The following is a 14,833-nucleotide window of genomic DNA, read 5'->3' as shown; positions in this document are numbered from 1 at the left end:
TGCACCATCGGGGAGGACCCCGATCTTCGATTCGGGGATACGGGCGTATGCCGGGTCTGTGGTTCAGGCCCAGCGTGCCTGGCCTCCGTCCAGCGGGATCGTCGCGCCGGTGAGATAGCGTGCGTCGTCGCTCACAATCCACGCCACGGCGCGCCCGATGTCCTCCTCTGGGTCGCCGATGCGGCGGAGCGGGATGGATTTCACGAACTCGGCGGCCTCCTCCGGGTTCGTCTCCGTCCACCACTTCAGTCCCGGCGACAGGGCGTGTGGGGCGATGGCGTTGACGCGGATGCCGTCGATCCCCCATTCCGACGCCGCGGTGCGGGTGAGCGACCGCAGCGCCTCCTTTGTGGAGGCGTAGCCGCCGTAGCCGCTCACGTCCCAGCGCACTGCCGCGGAGGTGACCATGTTGACGATCGACCCGCCGCCGCGTTCCTTCATGATCGGGTGGACGAGCTGCATGGCGTGCAGCGCCGCGAGCGGACCCGAGCGGTACGCCTTCTCCAGCACGCGCGGCTTCAGGTCGAGCAGCGGCCCGAGCGGGTTGAAGCTCGCGTTGTTGGCGAGGATGTCGACACCGCCGAAGGCCCCCACCGTCCGGTCCACCGCAGCGGCGATCGCATCCGGATCGGCGATGTCGCACACGATCGGTTCCGCGGTGCCACCGAAGGCGCGGATCTGCTCGGCGGTGTCGACCAGTTTCGATTCGGTCCGGCCGGTGACCGCGATGGCCACGCCTTCGCGGGCGAGCGCGAACGCGACCCCCTGACCGATTCCCTGCCCCGCGCCGGTGATCAGCGCGACCCTGCCCTCGAGTGTGCCCATGCGACGAGTCGAGCAGATTCCGGGCGCGTGCGCGTATTGCGGTCCCGGTCGGCGGGACACTCCCCTAACCTGTGGCACATGCGGATAGGTGCGCACGTCCGGCAGGACGACGTTCCCATCGGTCAGGGCGAACATCTCGGTGCCGATCTGGTGCAGGTGTTCCTGTCGGACCCGCAGAAGTGGACGAAACCCGGTGAGCATCCGCGCACCGAGGAGATCCTCGCGTCGGACGTCGACGTGGTGGTGCACTCGCCGTACGTCATCAACGTGGCGAGCCTGAACAACAGGGTGCGGATGCCGTCGCGCAAGGCCGTCGCCGACCACGCCGAGGCCGCCGCGCGGATCGGTGCGCTCGGGCTGGTGGTCCACGGCGGGCACGTGCGCGCCGGAGAGGACGTCACCGCCGGGGTCGAGAACTGGCGCAAGCTGTTCGAACGACAGGAGGACAAGGGCGGGTTCGGGGTGCCGATCCTCGTCGAGAACACCGCGGGCGGCGACTTCGCGATGGCCCGCTACATCGACGCGATCGGACGTCTGTGGGACGCCATCGGCGACTACGGTCCCGGTTTCTGCCTCGACACCTGCCACGCCTGGGCGGCCGGGGAGGATCTCGTCGGCGTCGTCGAACGGGTGCGCGCGGTCACCGGCCGCATCGACCTGGTGCACCTGAACAATTCGCGGGACGAGTTCGATTCGGCCCGCGACCGGCACGCCAATCTCGTCGACGGGCAGATCGATCCGCAGTTGCTCGCGGAGATCGCGGTGCAGGCCGACGCACCGATCGTGCTCGAGACGCCGGCGGAGGGGCTCGCCGAGGACATCGCCTTCCTGCGCGAGCACGCATCCCGCGGCTGAATCCGACCGCAGGTCCCTACGGGCGGGACGACTCGGCGCCCCACTGTTGCGTACCGCCCCACTGTTGCGTACCCACCACGCGCAACAACGCGAGCGACTCTGCCGCAGGTGTACCGGGCACGGCCGAGTAGACGATGACGGACTGGTCGACGTCGGGCACGTGCAGGGTGTCGCAGTCCAGGACGATGGGACCCAGGGCCGGGTGGTTCACGGTCTTGGTGTGCGTGCGCCACCCTCCAGGTTCGGCCGTCGCCCAGAGTTCCGCGAAGTGTTCGGATCCGCTCCGCAGTTCGTCGATCAGCTCGTGCAGTCCCGTATCGCGCGGATAACGCGCTGCCGCGGACCGCAGGCTCGCGACCGACTGGTGCGCCGTCGCTGCGAACTCCGCCTCGGTGACGCCGACGCTGCTGAGCGGTGGGTCCGCGTCGTCCGGCAGGAACCGCAGCCGATGGATGTTGCGCCGGTCGGGCGCCACGGCGGACCAGTCGCCGTGCAGTGCCGACGCCATCGCGTTCCACGCGAGTACGTCCCCTTTCGCACTCATCACCACCACCGGCAGGTCCGCGAACCGGTCGATCAGGCGCAGCACGCTCGGTCGGACGTGCATGTCGATCGTGCCCGGTCCGGGTGGGGAGACCCCGGCGAGGTGGAACAGCTGGTTCCGCCCGTCGAGGTCGAGTCGCAGCGCCCGGGCGAGAGCGCCGAGGACCTGCACCGACGGGACCGGGCCTCTCCCCTGTTCGAGGCGCACGACGTAGTCGACGCTGATCCCCGCGAGCATCGCGACCTCTTCGCGGCGGAGCCCGGGAGTTCGGCGGCGCCGGCCGGAGGGCAACCCGACGTCGCCCGGATCCACTCGTTCACGGGCCCGCCGGAGCGCTGCTGCAAGCTCGGTGCGATCGATACTCACATCGACCAGCATGGCCTCCGGTCGGGCGGTATGGGTAGGACCGCCGATCCCACGATCGACACGTCCTGGCACGGGCCGCCGCATGCTCCGATGGTGGAAGCCATGACAACGCAGAATTCCACGCAACCGTCCCTGTCCGTTCTCCTCACCGGCGCCACCGGTGGCCTCGGTTCCGAGACCTCTCGTCGCCTCGCCGCAGCCGGTCATACCGTCTGGATGGGCGTGCGCGACACCCGCGCCGGCGAGGACACCGCCGCGAAGATCCGGGCCGACCATCCCGACGCCGATCTGCGGGTCGTCGAACTCGACGTGACCGACGGCGAATCCGTCACCGCCGCACACGATGTCGTGAGCACGTCGGCGACAGGCCTGGACGTGCTCGTCAACAACGCCGGGATCCTCGGCAACTTCGGCGATCCCGTCGACACCGTTCCCGCCGACTTCCTTCCGGTCTTCGGGGTGAACCTGCTCGGACCGGTCCGCGTCACCCACACCTTCCTGCCGCTGCTCCGCCGGTCGGCGACGCCCCGGCTGGTGATGGTGTCGAGCGGCATGGGGTCGTTCGCCGTCACCTCCGATCCGCAGCGGATCGAATCCACCCTGCCCGGCCTGGTGTACACGTCGTCGAAGGCGGCCCTCAACATGGTGACGTTGATGTACGCCAAGGCATTGCCCGAGGTGCGTGTCGTGGCCGTGGACCCCGGATACACCGCGACGGCATTCAACGGCTTCTCCGGCACCCAGTCGGTGGAGGAGGGCACCGACGCGATCCTGGCCGCCTGCCTCGCCGAGACCCTCGAGGGCCTGTTCGTCGACCGCCACGGCGTCGTGCCGTGGTGATCCGGTCGATCGTCACATCCCGGGCAGATCGCCGGTCAGATAGTGCTGCACGGTGGGGGCGACGATCCCGACGAGCTGCTCCGACGGCATCGACGCGAGCGGTTCGAGCCCGATGATGTAGCGCACCAGCATGATCCCGGTCATCTGGGTGGCCACCAGTTCGGCCCGCAGCCTGCCGGTACCGACGGGACGATCGATGCGCTCGAACAGCGGCGCGAGCGCGACCTCCAGCAGGAACGAGCGGATCAGGCCGCTGTCGCCGCCGGCGATCTGCGCCCGGAACATCGCCACGGCCGCGTCGCGGTGCGGGGAGTCCCAGACACCGAGAAGAGCGGCCACGAGAGCACGACCGAGGTCCTCGGGCGGGGCCGCGTACACGGGAGCGAGGACGTCGCGCGGATCGACGGGCAGCGCGATGGACGCGGTGAACAGCTGCAGCTTGGTGCCGAAGTAGTGGTGTACGAGCGCCGGGTCCACCCCGGCACGGGCTGCGACCGCACGCACCGTGGTCTTGTCGAACCCGTTGGCGGCGAACAACTCCCGGGCGCTCGAAAGGATGTCGTCGCGCGCGCCCGAATTGCCGGGGCGGCGGCCGGGGCGGCGCGTCCCGGCCTCGCTCGTCACGGGGTGCGGCGGCGCAGTGTCGCCGCACCGAGCGCGAGGGCCGCGGCGGCGAACGCCGCGACGACGACCAGATCCCGCACCATGACGCCGGTGACGCCCGGGTTCACGGTGATCTCCTGCAGGGCCTCCACGGCATAGCTCAACGGCAGTACGTTGCTGATCCAGCGGAGCCAGTCGGGCAGATCGTCCCGGGCGACGAGCAGCCCGCACAGCAGGAACTGCGGGATGACGATCACCGGCATGAACTGCACGGCCTGGAACTCGGTGCGGGCGAAGGCACTGCACAGAAGCCCCAGGGAGACACCGAGGACGGCGACGAGAACCGCGACGACCAGCACCCACAGCACCGATCCGGCGCTGGTGACGTCGAGCAGCCAGAAGGCCACCACACATGCGAGGCCGGCCTGGACGGCCGCCGCGAGCGAGAAGGCGCTGCCGTAGCCGGCGAGCAGGTCGAGTTTCGTCAGCGGTGTCGTGAGCAGCCGTTCGAGGGTGCCCGAACTGCGCTCGCGTTGCATCGCGATGGAGGTGACCAGAAACATGACGACGAACGGGAGGATCCCGAGCATCGTGACGGCGATCCGGTCGAACAGCGAGACGCCGCCCGGGCCGGTGGGGACGTTCTGGTACATGAAGTACAGCAGCGTCATCAGCAGGCTCGGGACGAGCACGATCATCGCGACGGTGCGATGGTCGGTCCGCAGTTGACGCAGGATGCGGGTGGTCGTGGTGGCATAGATGACGGCGCTCACGGTCGTGCTCCCGTCCGGTTCCGGATGAGTCGGAGAAAGGCGTTCTCGAGGCCCGTCTCCCCCGTCTGTTCGCGCAGTTCGACGGGGGTCAGCTGGGCGATCAGCCGGCCCTCGCGCAGGAGGACGAGCTCGTCGCAGTGGTCGGCCTCGTCCATGACGTGGCTCGACACGAGCAGGGTGGTGCCGCGGTCGGCGAGCGCACGGAAGTGCTCCCACAGTTCGGCGCGCAGCAGCGGATCGAGCCCGACGGTGGGTTCGTCGAGCACGAGGAGTTCGGGATCGCCCACGAGCGCGCATGCGAGCGACACCCGTCCGAGCTGGCCGCCGGACAGGGCCGACGTGCGGTCGGCGGCGTGGTCGGTGAGGCCGACCGCCGCGACGGTGTCGGTGACCGCGGAGCCCTTCCGCCCGTAGAGGGAGGCGAAATAGGAGACGTTCTCGATGACGGTCAGGTCGGGGTAGACGCTCGGCGACTGGGTGACGTAACCGATGCGGCGGCGCAGTTCGGCGCTACCCGCGGGCAGGCCCAGCACGGTGACCGTGCCGGACTCGACGATCTGGGTGCCGACGATCGTGCGCATCAGGGTGGTCTTCCCGCAGCCGGAGGGCCCGAGCAGTCCGGTGATCGAGCCGCGCGGGACGCGCACGCTCACGCCCTCGAGGGCTCGGTGGGTGCCGCGCCGGACGTGCAGGTCGCGGATGTCGACGGCGTCGGAGATGTGGTCGATGTTCATGGTCCACTCAATTCATCGAGTGTTGAAATCATCCTCGGATGAATTGTGCGCCTCACGTCTCGATCCGGTCAACCCCCGCGAGCGTCGAGGGCCGGTCGGGAGCTCCGACGTATCATGAGCCCCATGAAGCACACCCGTCTCGCCCTGGCCGTCACCGCAACAGCACTGGTCCTGGCGGGATGCTCCGCCGGCGACGACGAGCCTGCGCCCTCCCCCGCCGTCTCGGTCGACACGCCGACGTCCACGGCTCCCGAGACCACCACCTCCGCCGACGTCCCGCGCGACGCGCGCGAGAAGGTCTCCCCGGCCGGAGAGGGCGCGAAGCTCACCGTCGTCGACATCCGCACCGGACGTCACGAGGGCTTCGACCGCGTGGTCTACGAACTCGGCGGCGAGGGCACGCCGGGATGGCGGGTCGGCTACGTCGACGAGGCGTTCCAGCAGGGCAGCGGCAACGAGGTCCCCGTCGCCGGCGACGCCGTGCTGCAGGTGCTCATCGACGGCTCGGCCTATCCGTTCGACAGCGGTGTCGAGCAGTACGACGGCCCGGATCCCGTGCTCGCCGAAGCCGGCGGATCTGTGGTGGAGGTCAGCGGGTCCGGTGTCTTCGAAGGTGTCACACAGTCGTTCATCGGCGTCGCCGCGCACGGCACCCCGTTCTCGGTGTACTCCCTCACCGGGCCGACGCGCGTGGTGATCGACGTGGCTCGCTGACGCCTCGTCCTGTCGTGGTGCGAGCCTAGGCTTGACCTCGAGCGCACTCGAGGTCCTAGCTTCGGCTGCGACCCGAGGAGGCCCACACCATGAGCATGGAAGTCACCGCGTGGAACGCGATGTACAACGCGATGCACGCCGAGAGCGACCGTCGGCCGTTCTCCCGAGCGAGCCTGCGGCGGATCGCCGAGTTCGCCCGGCCGCACCGCCGCAACATCACCTTCTATCTCGCTCTGAGCGTGACCATCGCTGCGCTCGGTGTCGCGACACCGGTGCTCGCCGGGCGGGTGATCGACGCGATCGTCGACGGCGCCGCGGTCTCGGTCGTGGTGCTGCTCGCGGTGATCATCGCCGCGATCGCGTTGGTCGAGGCCGGCCTCGGGATCGCGAACCGCTGGTTGTCGGCGAGCATCGGTGAGGACCTCGTCCTCGATCTGCGCACCACGGTCTTCGACCACGTGCAGCGCATGCCGGTCGCCTTCTTCACGAGGACCCGTACGGGCGCGCTCGTCTCACGCCTGAACAACGACGTCATCGGTGCGCAGCGCGCCTTCAGCGACACCCTGTCCGGCGTGGTCGGCAACATCGTCACCCTCGCGATCACCCTGGTGGTGATGATCGGGATCTCCTGGCAGATCACACTTCTCGCACTGCTGCTACTCCCGATCTTCGTGGTTCCCGCCCGGCACATGGGCGCTCGGCTCGCGCAGCTCAGCCGGGAGGCGGCCAACCACAACTCGGTGATGAACACGCAGATGACCGAACGGTTCTCGGCACCGGGCGCCACCCTGGTCAAGCTGTTCGGCCGTCCGGCACAGGAGTCGAGGGAGTTCGCCGCCCGGGCGAAGCGGGTCCGCGACATCGGGGTACGCACCGCGATGCTGCAGAGCGTGTTCGTCACGGCCCTGACGCTCGTGTCCGCGCTCGCGCTCGCGCTCGTCTACGGCCTCGGTGGTTTCTATGCGCTGCGCGATCAGCTCGATCCCGGTGCGGTGGTCGCGATGGCGATGCTCCTCACGCGCCTGTACTCGCCGCTGACGGCGCTGGCCAGCGCCCGTATGGACGTCATGAGTGCGATGGTGAGCTTCGAGAGGGTCTTCGAGATCCTCGACCTGAAGCCGCTGATCGAGCAGTCGCCCGACGCCCGGCCGGTTCCCGACGGTCCGGTCTCGGTGGAACTCCGGGATGTCGGCTTCGCGTATCCGTCCGCCGACAAGGTCTCGCTCGCCTCCCTCGAGGAGGTGGCGGTGCTCGATTCCCGGGGCGGCGAAGAGGTGCTGCACGATGTGTCGTTCCGCGTGGAGCCGGGCCGGATGGTCGCACTGGTCGGATCGTCCGGTGCCGGGAAATCAACCATCGCACAACTGATCCCGCGACTCTACGATGTCGATTCCGGTGCCGTGCTGCTCGGCGGAGCGGACGTCCGCGAGCTGACCGCCGATTCGATCCGCGCGACGGTCGGGCTCGTCACCCAGGACGGTCACCTGTTCCACGACACGGTCCGCAACAACCTGCTGCTCGCCCGCCCCGAAGCCGGGGAGGACGAATTGTGGGACGCCCTGCGCCGCGCCCGCCTCGAGAGCCTGATCGCGTCGCTGCCGAACGGACTCGACACCGTCGTCGGCGAACGCGGTTACCGGCTCTCGGGTGGTGAACGTCAGCGGCTGACGATCGCGCGGCTGCTGCTCGCCCATCCACGGGTGGTGATCCTGGACGAGGCCACCGCCCATCTCGATTCGACCTCGGAGGCCGCCGTCCAGGAGGCGTTGACCGAGGCGCTCGAGGGTCGCACGTCGGTGGTCATCGCACACCGCCTGTCGACCATCCGCGCAGCCGACGAGATCCTGGTCGTCGAGGCCGGGCGCATCGTCGAACGCGGCAACCACGACGATCTCCTGGCGGCGGGTGGCCGCTACGCGGAGCTGTACCGCACGCAGTTCGCCGATTCGGGGCCGAAGGTGTCGGTGGGAGCACCCATACTCGACGCATGAGCACCCCAGAACACGATCTGTTGCTGAAGCTGCTTTCCAACCAATTCGATGCCCTGCGCAACGCGCTGTCGGGCCTGACCGAGGATCAGGCCCGCAGCGCGCCGAGCGCATCGTCGATGAGCCTGGCATCGCTGGTCAACCATCTCGTCGACGGTCTCACCGCCACGGACGGCCGGATCCGCGGCGACAATACTCGCGATGCCGACCCGGTCGCGGCGTGGCAGGCCGGGTGGCGGGTCGAGGAGAGCGAGACGGTCGCCGACCAGCTCGCCCGCCTCGACGCCGAGGCCGAACGGTTCGCCGCGACGGTTCGCGCCGAAGCTGACCTCGGCCGGGTCGTGGAGATCTCCCCCGACGTCGCGCAGTGGCTCGATCAGGGCGAACCGTTCACCGTCCGGTTCCTGATCCTGCATCAGATCGAGGAATGGGCTCGCCACGCCGGGCACGCCGACATCATCCGCGAGTCGATCGACGGCGCCACCGTCGACGTCCTGGCGCAGCGAGTGAGCTGACCGACGTCAGTCGCGGTAGCCGCCGCGACCGCCACGGTCGTTGCGGTCGCTGCGGTGCGTGAAGTCGCCGGAACGGCCACCACGGCTGTCGCCGTACTCACGCTTGCCGCCGCGGTCGCGCTTGCCGTGATCGCGCCGGTCTCCCCCGCGTCGATCGTCGCCGCGACGGTCGTCGCGTCCGCGATACGAGCTCGGACGTCCGGTCGGTGCGCCGGAGTCGGGCTGCAGCTGGATGAGCACACCCGAGATGCGGGTGGAGCGCAGCGCGTCGAGGGTCTGCGGCGACAGATCCTTCGGCAGCTCGACAAGGCTGTGATCGGCACGGATGCTGATGTGCCCGAAGTCGCCGCGGCGCAGTCCGCCCTCGTTGGCGATGGCACCGACGATCGCACCGGGCTGCACGCGGTGACGCTTGCCCACGGCGATGCGGTAGGTGGTCATCTCCTGGCCGTCGCGACCGACCTTCGGCCCGTCGTCGAAGCGACGCGGCGGACGCTCGCGCGGTTCGCGGTCGCGGCGCGGCGGTGCGACCGGCTCGGGTTCGGCCTCCATGAGGAACGACTCGCCGTCGCGTGACAGGACCGCCAGTGCGGCGGCGATGTCGGCGAGCGGCACGTCGTGCTCGCGCTCGTAGTCCTCGACGAACGTGCGGAACAGCTGCAGGTGATCGGAGGTGAGCGCCTCTGTGATCGAGTCGTTGAACTTCGACACGCGCTGGGCGTTGACGTCCTCGACCGTGGGCAGCTGCATCTCGGCGAGCGGCTGACGGGTAGCCCGCTCGATCGCCTTGAGCAGGTGCCGCTCACGCGGAGCGACGAACAGCAGGGCGTCGCCGGTACGGCCGGCGCGGCCCGTACGGCCGATGCGGTGCACGTACGACTCGGTGTCGTGCGGGATGTCGTAGTTGACGACGTGGCTGATGCGCTCGACGTCGAGACCACGCGCGGCGACGTCGGTGGCGACGAGAATGTCGAGCGAACCGTTCTTGAGCTGGTTGATCGTGCGCTCGCGCTGGGCCTGCACGATGTCGCCGTTGATCGCGGCCGCGGAGAAACCGCGGGCGCGCAACCGCTCGGCCAGATCCTCGGTGGCCTGCTTCGTGCGCACGAAGATGATCATCGCCTCGAAGGTCTCGACCTCGAGGACACGGGTCAGCGCGTCGAGCTTGCGCTGGTGGGAGACGAGGACCCACCGCTGGGAGATGTTCGCCGACGTCGTCGTCTTCGACTTGACGGTGATTTCCTGCGGATCCTTGAGGTACTGTTTCGACAGCCGGCGGATCGCGCCCGGCATGGTCGCGGAGAACAGCGCGACCTGCTTGGTGTCGGGGGTGTCGGCGAGGATGCGCTCGACGTCCTCCTGGAAGCCCATGGTGAGCATCTCGTCGGCCTCGTCGAGGACGAGGAACTCGAGCTCGGAGATGTCGAGGGTGCCCTTGGCGAGGTGATCGATCACACGTCCGGGGGTACCGACGATGACCTGGGCGCCGCGGCGGAGACCGGACAGCTGTACACCGTACGCCTGGCCGCCGTAGATGGGCAGGACGTTCAGGCCCGGGATATGGACGGAATACTTACCGAAAGCCTCCGCGACCTGCAGCGCGAGCTCTCGGGTGGGCGCCAGCACCAGCGCCTGGGGCCGCTTCACGGAGGTGTCGATACGCGAGAGGATCGGCACTGCGAAGGCGGCGGTCTTGCCGGTGCCGGTCTGAGCGAGACCGACGACGTCCCGTCCCTCCAGCAGTGGTGGGATGGTCGCCGCCTGGATCGGCGACGGGGACTCGTAACCCACGTCCGAAAGAGCTTGCAGCACACGGGCATCGATGTCGAGATCGGCAAACGTGAGAGCTGCGGTCTCCTGGTCGGGGGCGTCTTGAATTTCACTCATTTGACCAGCAGTTTATCGGATGGACCCACCTCTTCGCGCCCGGACCCGGCTACGACCTGGGCTCGAGCGCGCGAATAATGGCACACCCCACGCCGCCGCCTCCATCCGGGGCGCGTCACACTGGGCGGGTTCCGTGTCCCCGACCGAAGGATTCCACAGTGACGGCTCCCCCTTCCTCGCACGTGTCCGCGACATCCCCGTCCGTCGCCGATTCGGGCATTCCGACGCACTGGTACAACATCGTCGGCGACCTCGAGGTGGCCCCGCCGCCGCACCTGCACCCCGGCACCCGCGAGCCGATCACCGCCGACGATCTCGCGCCGCTGTTCGCCTCGGGGCTGATCGAGCAGGAGCTGTCGACCGAGACCGACATCGAGATCCCGGAGGCCGTGCGCGAGGTCTACGCCGGCTACCGCACCACTCCCCTGTTCCGCGCCCACTCGTTCGAGAAGGCACTCGGCACCCCGGCCCGCATCTACGTCAAGTACGAGGGCGTGAGCCCGGTGGGCAGCCACAAGGTGAATTCGGCGGTGGCCCAGGCGTACTACAACTCGCTCGACGGCGTCACCCGACTGACGACGGAAACAGGTGCGGGACAGTGGGGTTCGGCCCTGTCCTTCGCGTGCGCGAAGTTCGGTATCGATCTCGAGGTGTGGCAGGTCCGCGCCTCCTACGACTCGAAGCCCTACCGCCGTTTCCTCATCGAGACCTACGGCGGCACAGTTCATCCCAGCCCGTCCGATCTGACGGAGGCCGGTCGCGCCGTCCTCGCCGAACATCCGGACACTCCCGGCTCGCTCGGCATCGCGGTGTCGGAGGCCGTGGAGGTCGCGGTGAAGGACGCCGCCGCCCGCTACACCCTCGGCAGCGTGCTCAATCACGTGGTGCTGCACCAGACCGTCATCGGCCTCGAGGCCGTGGAACAGCTGCGGGCCGCGGGCGAGGACCAGGCAGATGTGGTCTTCGGTTGCGCAGGTGGCGGTTCGAACCTCGCCGGCCTGTCGTTCCCGTTCCTGCGCGAGGTCATCCACGAGCGGGCGACGACGCGCGTCGTGGCCGTCGAGCCCTCGGCGTGCCCGTCGATCACCCGCGGTGAGTACCGCTACGACCACGGCGACATCGCGGGCCTGACGCCGTTGCTGAAGATGCACACCCTCGGCCAGGACTTCATCCCCGACCCGATCCACGCCGGCGGGCTGCGGTACCACGGCATGGCGCCGCTGCTCAGCCACACGGTCGAGCTCGGTTACGTGCAGGGACGGTCCGTGGCACAGACCGACGCCTTCTCCGCGGCGGTGCTCTTCGCCCGCAACGAGGGCATCGTGCCGGCGCCGGAGTCGTCGCACGCGATCGCCGCGGCCGCGGAGTACGCACGGGGCCTCACCGAGCCCGAGGTGATCGTGATCGGCCTGTCCGGCCACGGTCAGCTCGATCTGCCCGCCTACCACTCCTACCTGTCGGGCGAGCTCGACTGAGATCACCCTCGGTCCGTCCGGGCGGCGAATGCTCGCCCGCCCGGACGGACCGTCCCATACTGGACGTGTGCGGTACGCCACGCGCGAGGAGGCGGGCCGGCGACTCGCCCGGTCGGCCGGGCACCTGCGCGACGCCGACCCGGTGGTTCTCGCGCTTCCCCGTGGCGGCATCCCCGTCGCCCGCGAACTCGCCGCCGCCCTCGACGCACCGCTGGACGTCCTCGTCGTCCGCAAACTGGGCGTGCCCTGGCATCCGGAACTCGCGATGGGCGCGATCGCCGAGGGTCCGGCAGGCGAAGGCGTCTTCCGCGTCCTCAACGAGGACGTGATCCGGCGCGGGCGGATAGCTCCCGAATCCGTGGACAACATCGAGAGGCGCGAGCTCGCCGAACTCGAGCGCCGCGCCGCATTCCTGCGTGCCGGTCGCGCCCGCGTACCACTGGAGGGCCGCACGGCGGTCATCGTCGACGACGGGGTGGCCACGGGCGCGACAGCAGCGGTCGCCTGTCTCGCCGCGCGCGCGTCGGGTGCCACCCGGGTGGTCCTCGCCGTACCGGTGGCCTCACCGGAGGCATTGCGCCGCGTGGGCGGAGTGGCCGACGAGGTGATCTGCCCTTGGACGCCGGTGGACACCGACAGCGTCGGCGCTGCTTACGCCGATTTCCACCAGCTCGGCGACGACGAGGCCGTCCGACTCCTCCGTGATCCTGGTACTTCCGGTACCGGAAAAACCGACGAGACTATCCGATAGTGGTAATCCTCGTTACCGGCGGGTAGCATTGTTACGTAGATCACTGCTTATCGGACTGTAAAAAAAGGGCAAACCGGTCCGAGGGGTAATGCATTTCCCAACGACATGTGATGCAATGCACACCGACAGTATCTAACGATGGAGGGGTCACAGTGAGTGAGATTGCCGTGCCACAGTCGTTCTCGATCCCCGAGAACACGTCGATGGCCGACAGCGTCTTCCGCCACGAGAAGGAGTCGCCGGAGTTCGTGCCGTTCGAGCGACTGGTCGACGGCAAGTGGGTTCCCGTCACCGCGCGCCAGTTCGCATCCGAGGTACGCGCCGTGGCGAAGGGCCTGATGGCATCGGGCATCGAGCTCGGCGACCGCGTCGCGGTGCTGTCGGCGACCCGCTACGAGTGGGTGCTCCTCGACTACGCGATCTGGACCGCAGGCGGTGCCACCGTCGCGATCTACGAGACATCGTCGGCCGACCAGGCCCAGTGGATCCTCGAGGATTCCGGGACCAAGCTGCTCATCGTCGAGAACTCCGGTCACGTCGACACCGTCCGCGAGGTCGCCGAGAACGCCCCGACGGTGCGCGAGGTCCTGCAGATCGAGCCCGCGCCGGGCGGCAAGAGCGCGGTCGACGAGCTCATCGCACGCGGCGCGGCGGTCACCGACGAGCAGGTCGAGGAACGGCGCAACTCGGTCACGGCCGAATCCGCTGCGACCCTCATCTACACCTCCGGTACCACGGGCCGGCCGAAGGGCGTGCAGCTCAAGCACCGCCATTTCGCCTCGGAGTCCGCGGCGTGCGGTCTCGCCCTGCCCGACTCGATGCACGAGGGTCAGCGCACCCTGCTGTTCATCCCGATGGCGCACGTCTTCGCTCGCCTGATCTCCTTCGCAGCCTTCGACAGCAAGGTCACGGTGGGCCACACCTCCGACCTGTCGACGCTGCTCGACCAGTTCGCGGTCTTCAAGCCGAACTTCATCCTCTCGGTGCCCCGCGTGTTCGAGAAGGTCTACAACTCGGCGAAGCAGAAGGCCTACGACGGCGGCAAGGGCAAGATCTTCGAGAAGGCCTCCGACGTCGCGATCGAGTACAGCAAGGCACTCGAGAACGGCGGCCCCGGCCTCGCCCTGAAGATCCAGCACTTCGTCTTCGACAAGCTGGTCTACGGCAAGCTCAAGGCCGCACTCGGCGGCAACGTCACCCGGGCCGTCTCGGGCGGTGCCGCACTCGGCTCACGGCTCGGCCACTTCTTCCGCGGTGTCGGCGTCACCATCTACGAGGGCTACGGCCTGACGGAGACCACCGGCGGCATCATCATGAACACCCCGGCCGCTCAGAAGATCGGCACCGTCGGCAAGCCGTTCAACGGCTGCGCGGCGAAGATCGCCGAGGACGGTGAGCTGCTCCTCAAGGGCCCTCAGGTGTTCGACGGCTACTGGCAGAACGACAAGGCCACCGAGGAAGCCATCCGCGACGGCTGGTTCCACACCGGCGACATCGGTGCGATCGACGAGGACGGCTTCATCTCGATCACCGGCCGCAAGAAGGAACTGATCGTCACCGCGGGCGGCAAGAACGTCGCACCGGCGGTCCTCGAGGACTCGCTGCGCGCCCACCCGCTGATCAGCCAGGTCATCGTGGTCGGCGATTCCAAGCCGTTCGTCGGCGCGCTGATCACCCTCGACCCGGAGGCACTGCCGGGCTGGCTCGAGCGCCACAACCTGCCGGCGGGCACGACGGTCGCGGAACTGATCAAGAACCCCGACCTGATCGCCGAGATCGACGAGGCCGTCGCCGAGACCAACAAGAAGGTCTCGAAGGCCGAGTCGATCCGCAAGTACCGCATCCTCGAGACCGACTTCAGCATCGAGAGCGGTGAGCTGACCCCGACGCTCAAGCTCAAGCGGAACATCATCCACGACAAGCACGGCGCCGAGATCGCAGCGATCTACAACTGACGCTCCGA

At 68.7% G+C, this 14,833-nt stretch carries 14 protein-coding genes; 8 read left to right on the top strand and 6 right to left on the bottom strand.

The window, feature by feature from the left end; genetic code table 11:
- Positions 1–63: 63 nt before the first annotated feature.
- Entirely contained in the window at positions 64–825 is a 762-nt protein-coding gene (locus CKW34_RS06985) for an SDR family NAD(P)-dependent oxidoreductase (protein ID WP_059382929.1), read from the bottom strand.
- 78 nt (positions 826–903) lie between these two features.
- Here CKW34_RS06985 and CKW34_RS06980 point away from each other — a divergent pair, with 78 nt between their 5' ends.
- Positions 904–1,680 carry a deoxyribonuclease IV gene (locus CKW34_RS06980; protein ID WP_059382930.1) on the top strand — a complete coding sequence of 259 codons (777 nt, stop codon included), beginning with the start codon at positions 904–906 and terminating at the stop codon, positions 1,678–1,680.
- 16 nt (positions 1,681–1,696) lie between these two features.
- Here the strand turns inward: CKW34_RS06980 and CKW34_RS06975 are convergent, their stop codons facing one another.
- The gene (locus CKW34_RS06975) at positions 1,697–2,590 is read right to left on the bottom strand and encodes a helix-turn-helix domain-containing protein (RefSeq protein WP_231921815.1); all 894 of its coding nucleotides are present in this window, start codon (positions 2,588–2,590) and stop codon (positions 1,697–1,699) included.
- A 102-nt stretch (positions 2,591–2,692) separates the two neighbouring features.
- Here CKW34_RS06975 and CKW34_RS06970 point away from each other — a divergent pair, with 102 nt between their 5' ends.
- Positions 2,693–3,430 (top strand): SDR family NAD(P)-dependent oxidoreductase, encoded by a 738-nt coding sequence (locus CKW34_RS06970; protein WP_226949782.1) that lies wholly within the window; start codon positions 2,693–2,695, stop codon positions 3,428–3,430.
- 12 nt (positions 3,431–3,442) lie between these two features.
- Here the strand turns inward: CKW34_RS06970 and CKW34_RS06965 are convergent, their stop codons facing one another.
- From CKW34_RS06965 to CKW34_RS06955, 3 genes are read right to left on the bottom strand one after another with little or no spacing between them, the layout of a single operon-like run.
- Complete coding sequence (locus CKW34_RS06965; RefSeq protein ID WP_059382932.1) at positions 3,443–4,054, bottom strand: TetR/AcrR family transcriptional regulator; 612 nt, start codon at positions 4,052–4,054, stop codon at positions 3,443–3,445.
- On the bottom strand, positions 4,051–4,806 hold the full coding sequence (locus tag CKW34_RS06960; protein ID WP_059382933.1) for an ABC transporter permease: 756 nt from the start codon (positions 4,804–4,806) through the stop codon (positions 4,051–4,053). Before CKW34_RS06960 ends, CKW34_RS06965 begins: the two co-directional genes overlap by 4 nt.
- Positions 4,803–5,540 (bottom strand): ABC transporter ATP-binding protein, encoded by a 738-nt coding sequence (locus tag CKW34_RS06955; protein ID WP_059382934.1) that lies wholly within the window; start codon positions 5,538–5,540, stop codon positions 4,803–4,805. The genes CKW34_RS06960 and CKW34_RS06955 overlap by 4 nt, the downstream gene beginning before the upstream one ends.
- A 123-nt stretch (positions 5,541–5,663) precedes the next feature.
- Here CKW34_RS06955 and CKW34_RS06950 point away from each other — a divergent pair, with 123 nt between their 5' ends.
- The 3 genes from CKW34_RS06950 (at position 5,664) to CKW34_RS06940 (ending at position 8,757) form a co-directional block, all read left to right on the top strand.
- A complete protein-coding gene (locus CKW34_RS06950) occupies positions 5,664–6,254 on the top strand; it encodes an AMIN-like domain-containing (lipo)protein (protein WP_059382935.1) in 591 nt (196 codons plus the stop codon).
- 89 nt (positions 6,255–6,343) lie between these two features.
- Positions 6,344–8,245 (top strand): ABC transporter ATP-binding protein, encoded by a 1,902-nt coding sequence (locus CKW34_RS06945; RefSeq protein WP_059382936.1) that lies wholly within the window; start codon positions 6,344–6,346, stop codon positions 8,243–8,245.
- Positions 8,242–8,757: a mycothiol transferase gene (locus CKW34_RS06940; protein ID WP_033097321.1), complete on the top strand. Its 516-nt coding sequence runs from the start codon at positions 8,242–8,244 to the stop codon at positions 8,755–8,757. Before CKW34_RS06945 ends, CKW34_RS06940 begins: the two co-directional genes overlap by 4 nt.
- A 6-nt stretch (positions 8,758–8,763) precedes the next feature.
- Here CKW34_RS06940 and CKW34_RS06935 read toward each other — a convergent pair whose 3' ends face one another.
- Entirely contained in the window at positions 8,764–10,644 is a 1,881-nt protein-coding gene (locus CKW34_RS06935; protein WP_059382937.1) for a DEAD/DEAH box helicase, read from the bottom strand.
- A 158-nt stretch (positions 10,645–10,802) separates the two neighbouring features.
- On the opposite strand from CKW34_RS06935, the gene CKW34_RS06930 reads away from it, so the two are divergent.
- The 3 genes from CKW34_RS06930 to CKW34_RS06920 all read left to right on the top strand — a co-directional run bounded on the left by CKW34_RS06930 (position 10,803) and on the right by CKW34_RS06920 (position 14,825).
- The gene (locus CKW34_RS06930) at positions 10,803–12,119 is read left to right on the top strand and encodes a TrpB-like pyridoxal phosphate-dependent enzyme (RefSeq protein WP_059382938.1); all 1,317 of its coding nucleotides are present in this window, start codon (positions 10,803–10,805) and stop codon (positions 12,117–12,119) included.
- Between the two features lie 67 nt (positions 12,120–12,186).
- Positions 12,187–12,870 (top strand): phosphoribosyltransferase, encoded by a 684-nt coding sequence (locus CKW34_RS06925; protein ID WP_059382939.1) that lies wholly within the window; start codon positions 12,187–12,189, stop codon positions 12,868–12,870.
- Between the two features lie 152 nt (positions 12,871–13,022).
- The gene (locus tag CKW34_RS06920; protein WP_059382940.1) at positions 13,023–14,825 is read left to right on the top strand and encodes an AMP-dependent synthetase/ligase; all 1,803 of its coding nucleotides are present in this window, start codon (positions 13,023–13,025) and stop codon (positions 14,823–14,825) included.
- The last annotated feature ends 8 nt before the right edge of the window (positions 14,826–14,833 follow it).

It is taken from the genome of Rhodococcus rhodochrous, assembly GCF_900187265.1.
GTDB classification, from domain to species: Bacteria; Actinomycetota; Actinomycetes; order Mycobacteriales; family Mycobacteriaceae; genus Rhodococcus; species Rhodococcus rhodochrous.
This window is presented reverse-complemented; position numbering and strand designations above follow the sequence as displayed.

Bases quoted from the DNA above. Each gene is read 5' to 3' on its own strand.
- CKW34_RS06985 (WP_059382929.1), bottom strand. From the start codon at position 825: ATGGGCACACTCGAGGGCAGGGTCGCGCTGATCACCGGCGCGGGGCAG.
- CKW34_RS06980 (WP_059382930.1), top strand. From the start codon at position 904: ATGCGGATAGGTGCGCACGTCCGGCAGGACGACGTTCCCATCGGTCAG.
- CKW34_RS06970 (WP_226949782.1), top strand. From the start codon at position 2,693: ATGACAACGCAGAATTCCACGCAACCGTCCCTGTCCGTTCTCCTCACC.
- CKW34_RS06955 (WP_059382934.1), bottom strand. From the start codon at position 5,540: ATGAACATCGACCACATCTCCGACGCCGTCGACATCCGCGACCTGCAC.
- CKW34_RS06950 (WP_059382935.1), top strand. From the start codon at position 5,664: ATGAAGCACACCCGTCTCGCCCTGGCCGTCACCGCAACAGCACTGGTC.
- CKW34_RS06945 (WP_059382936.1), top strand. From the start codon at position 6,344: ATGAGCATGGAAGTCACCGCGTGGAACGCGATGTACAACGCGATGCAC.
- CKW34_RS06940 (WP_033097321.1), top strand. From the start codon at position 8,242: ATGAGCACCCCAGAACACGATCTGTTGCTGAAGCTGCTTTCCAACCAA.
- CKW34_RS06935 (WP_059382937.1), bottom strand. From the start codon at position 10,644: ATGAGTGAAATTCAAGACGCCCCCGACCAGGAGACCGCAGCTCTCACG.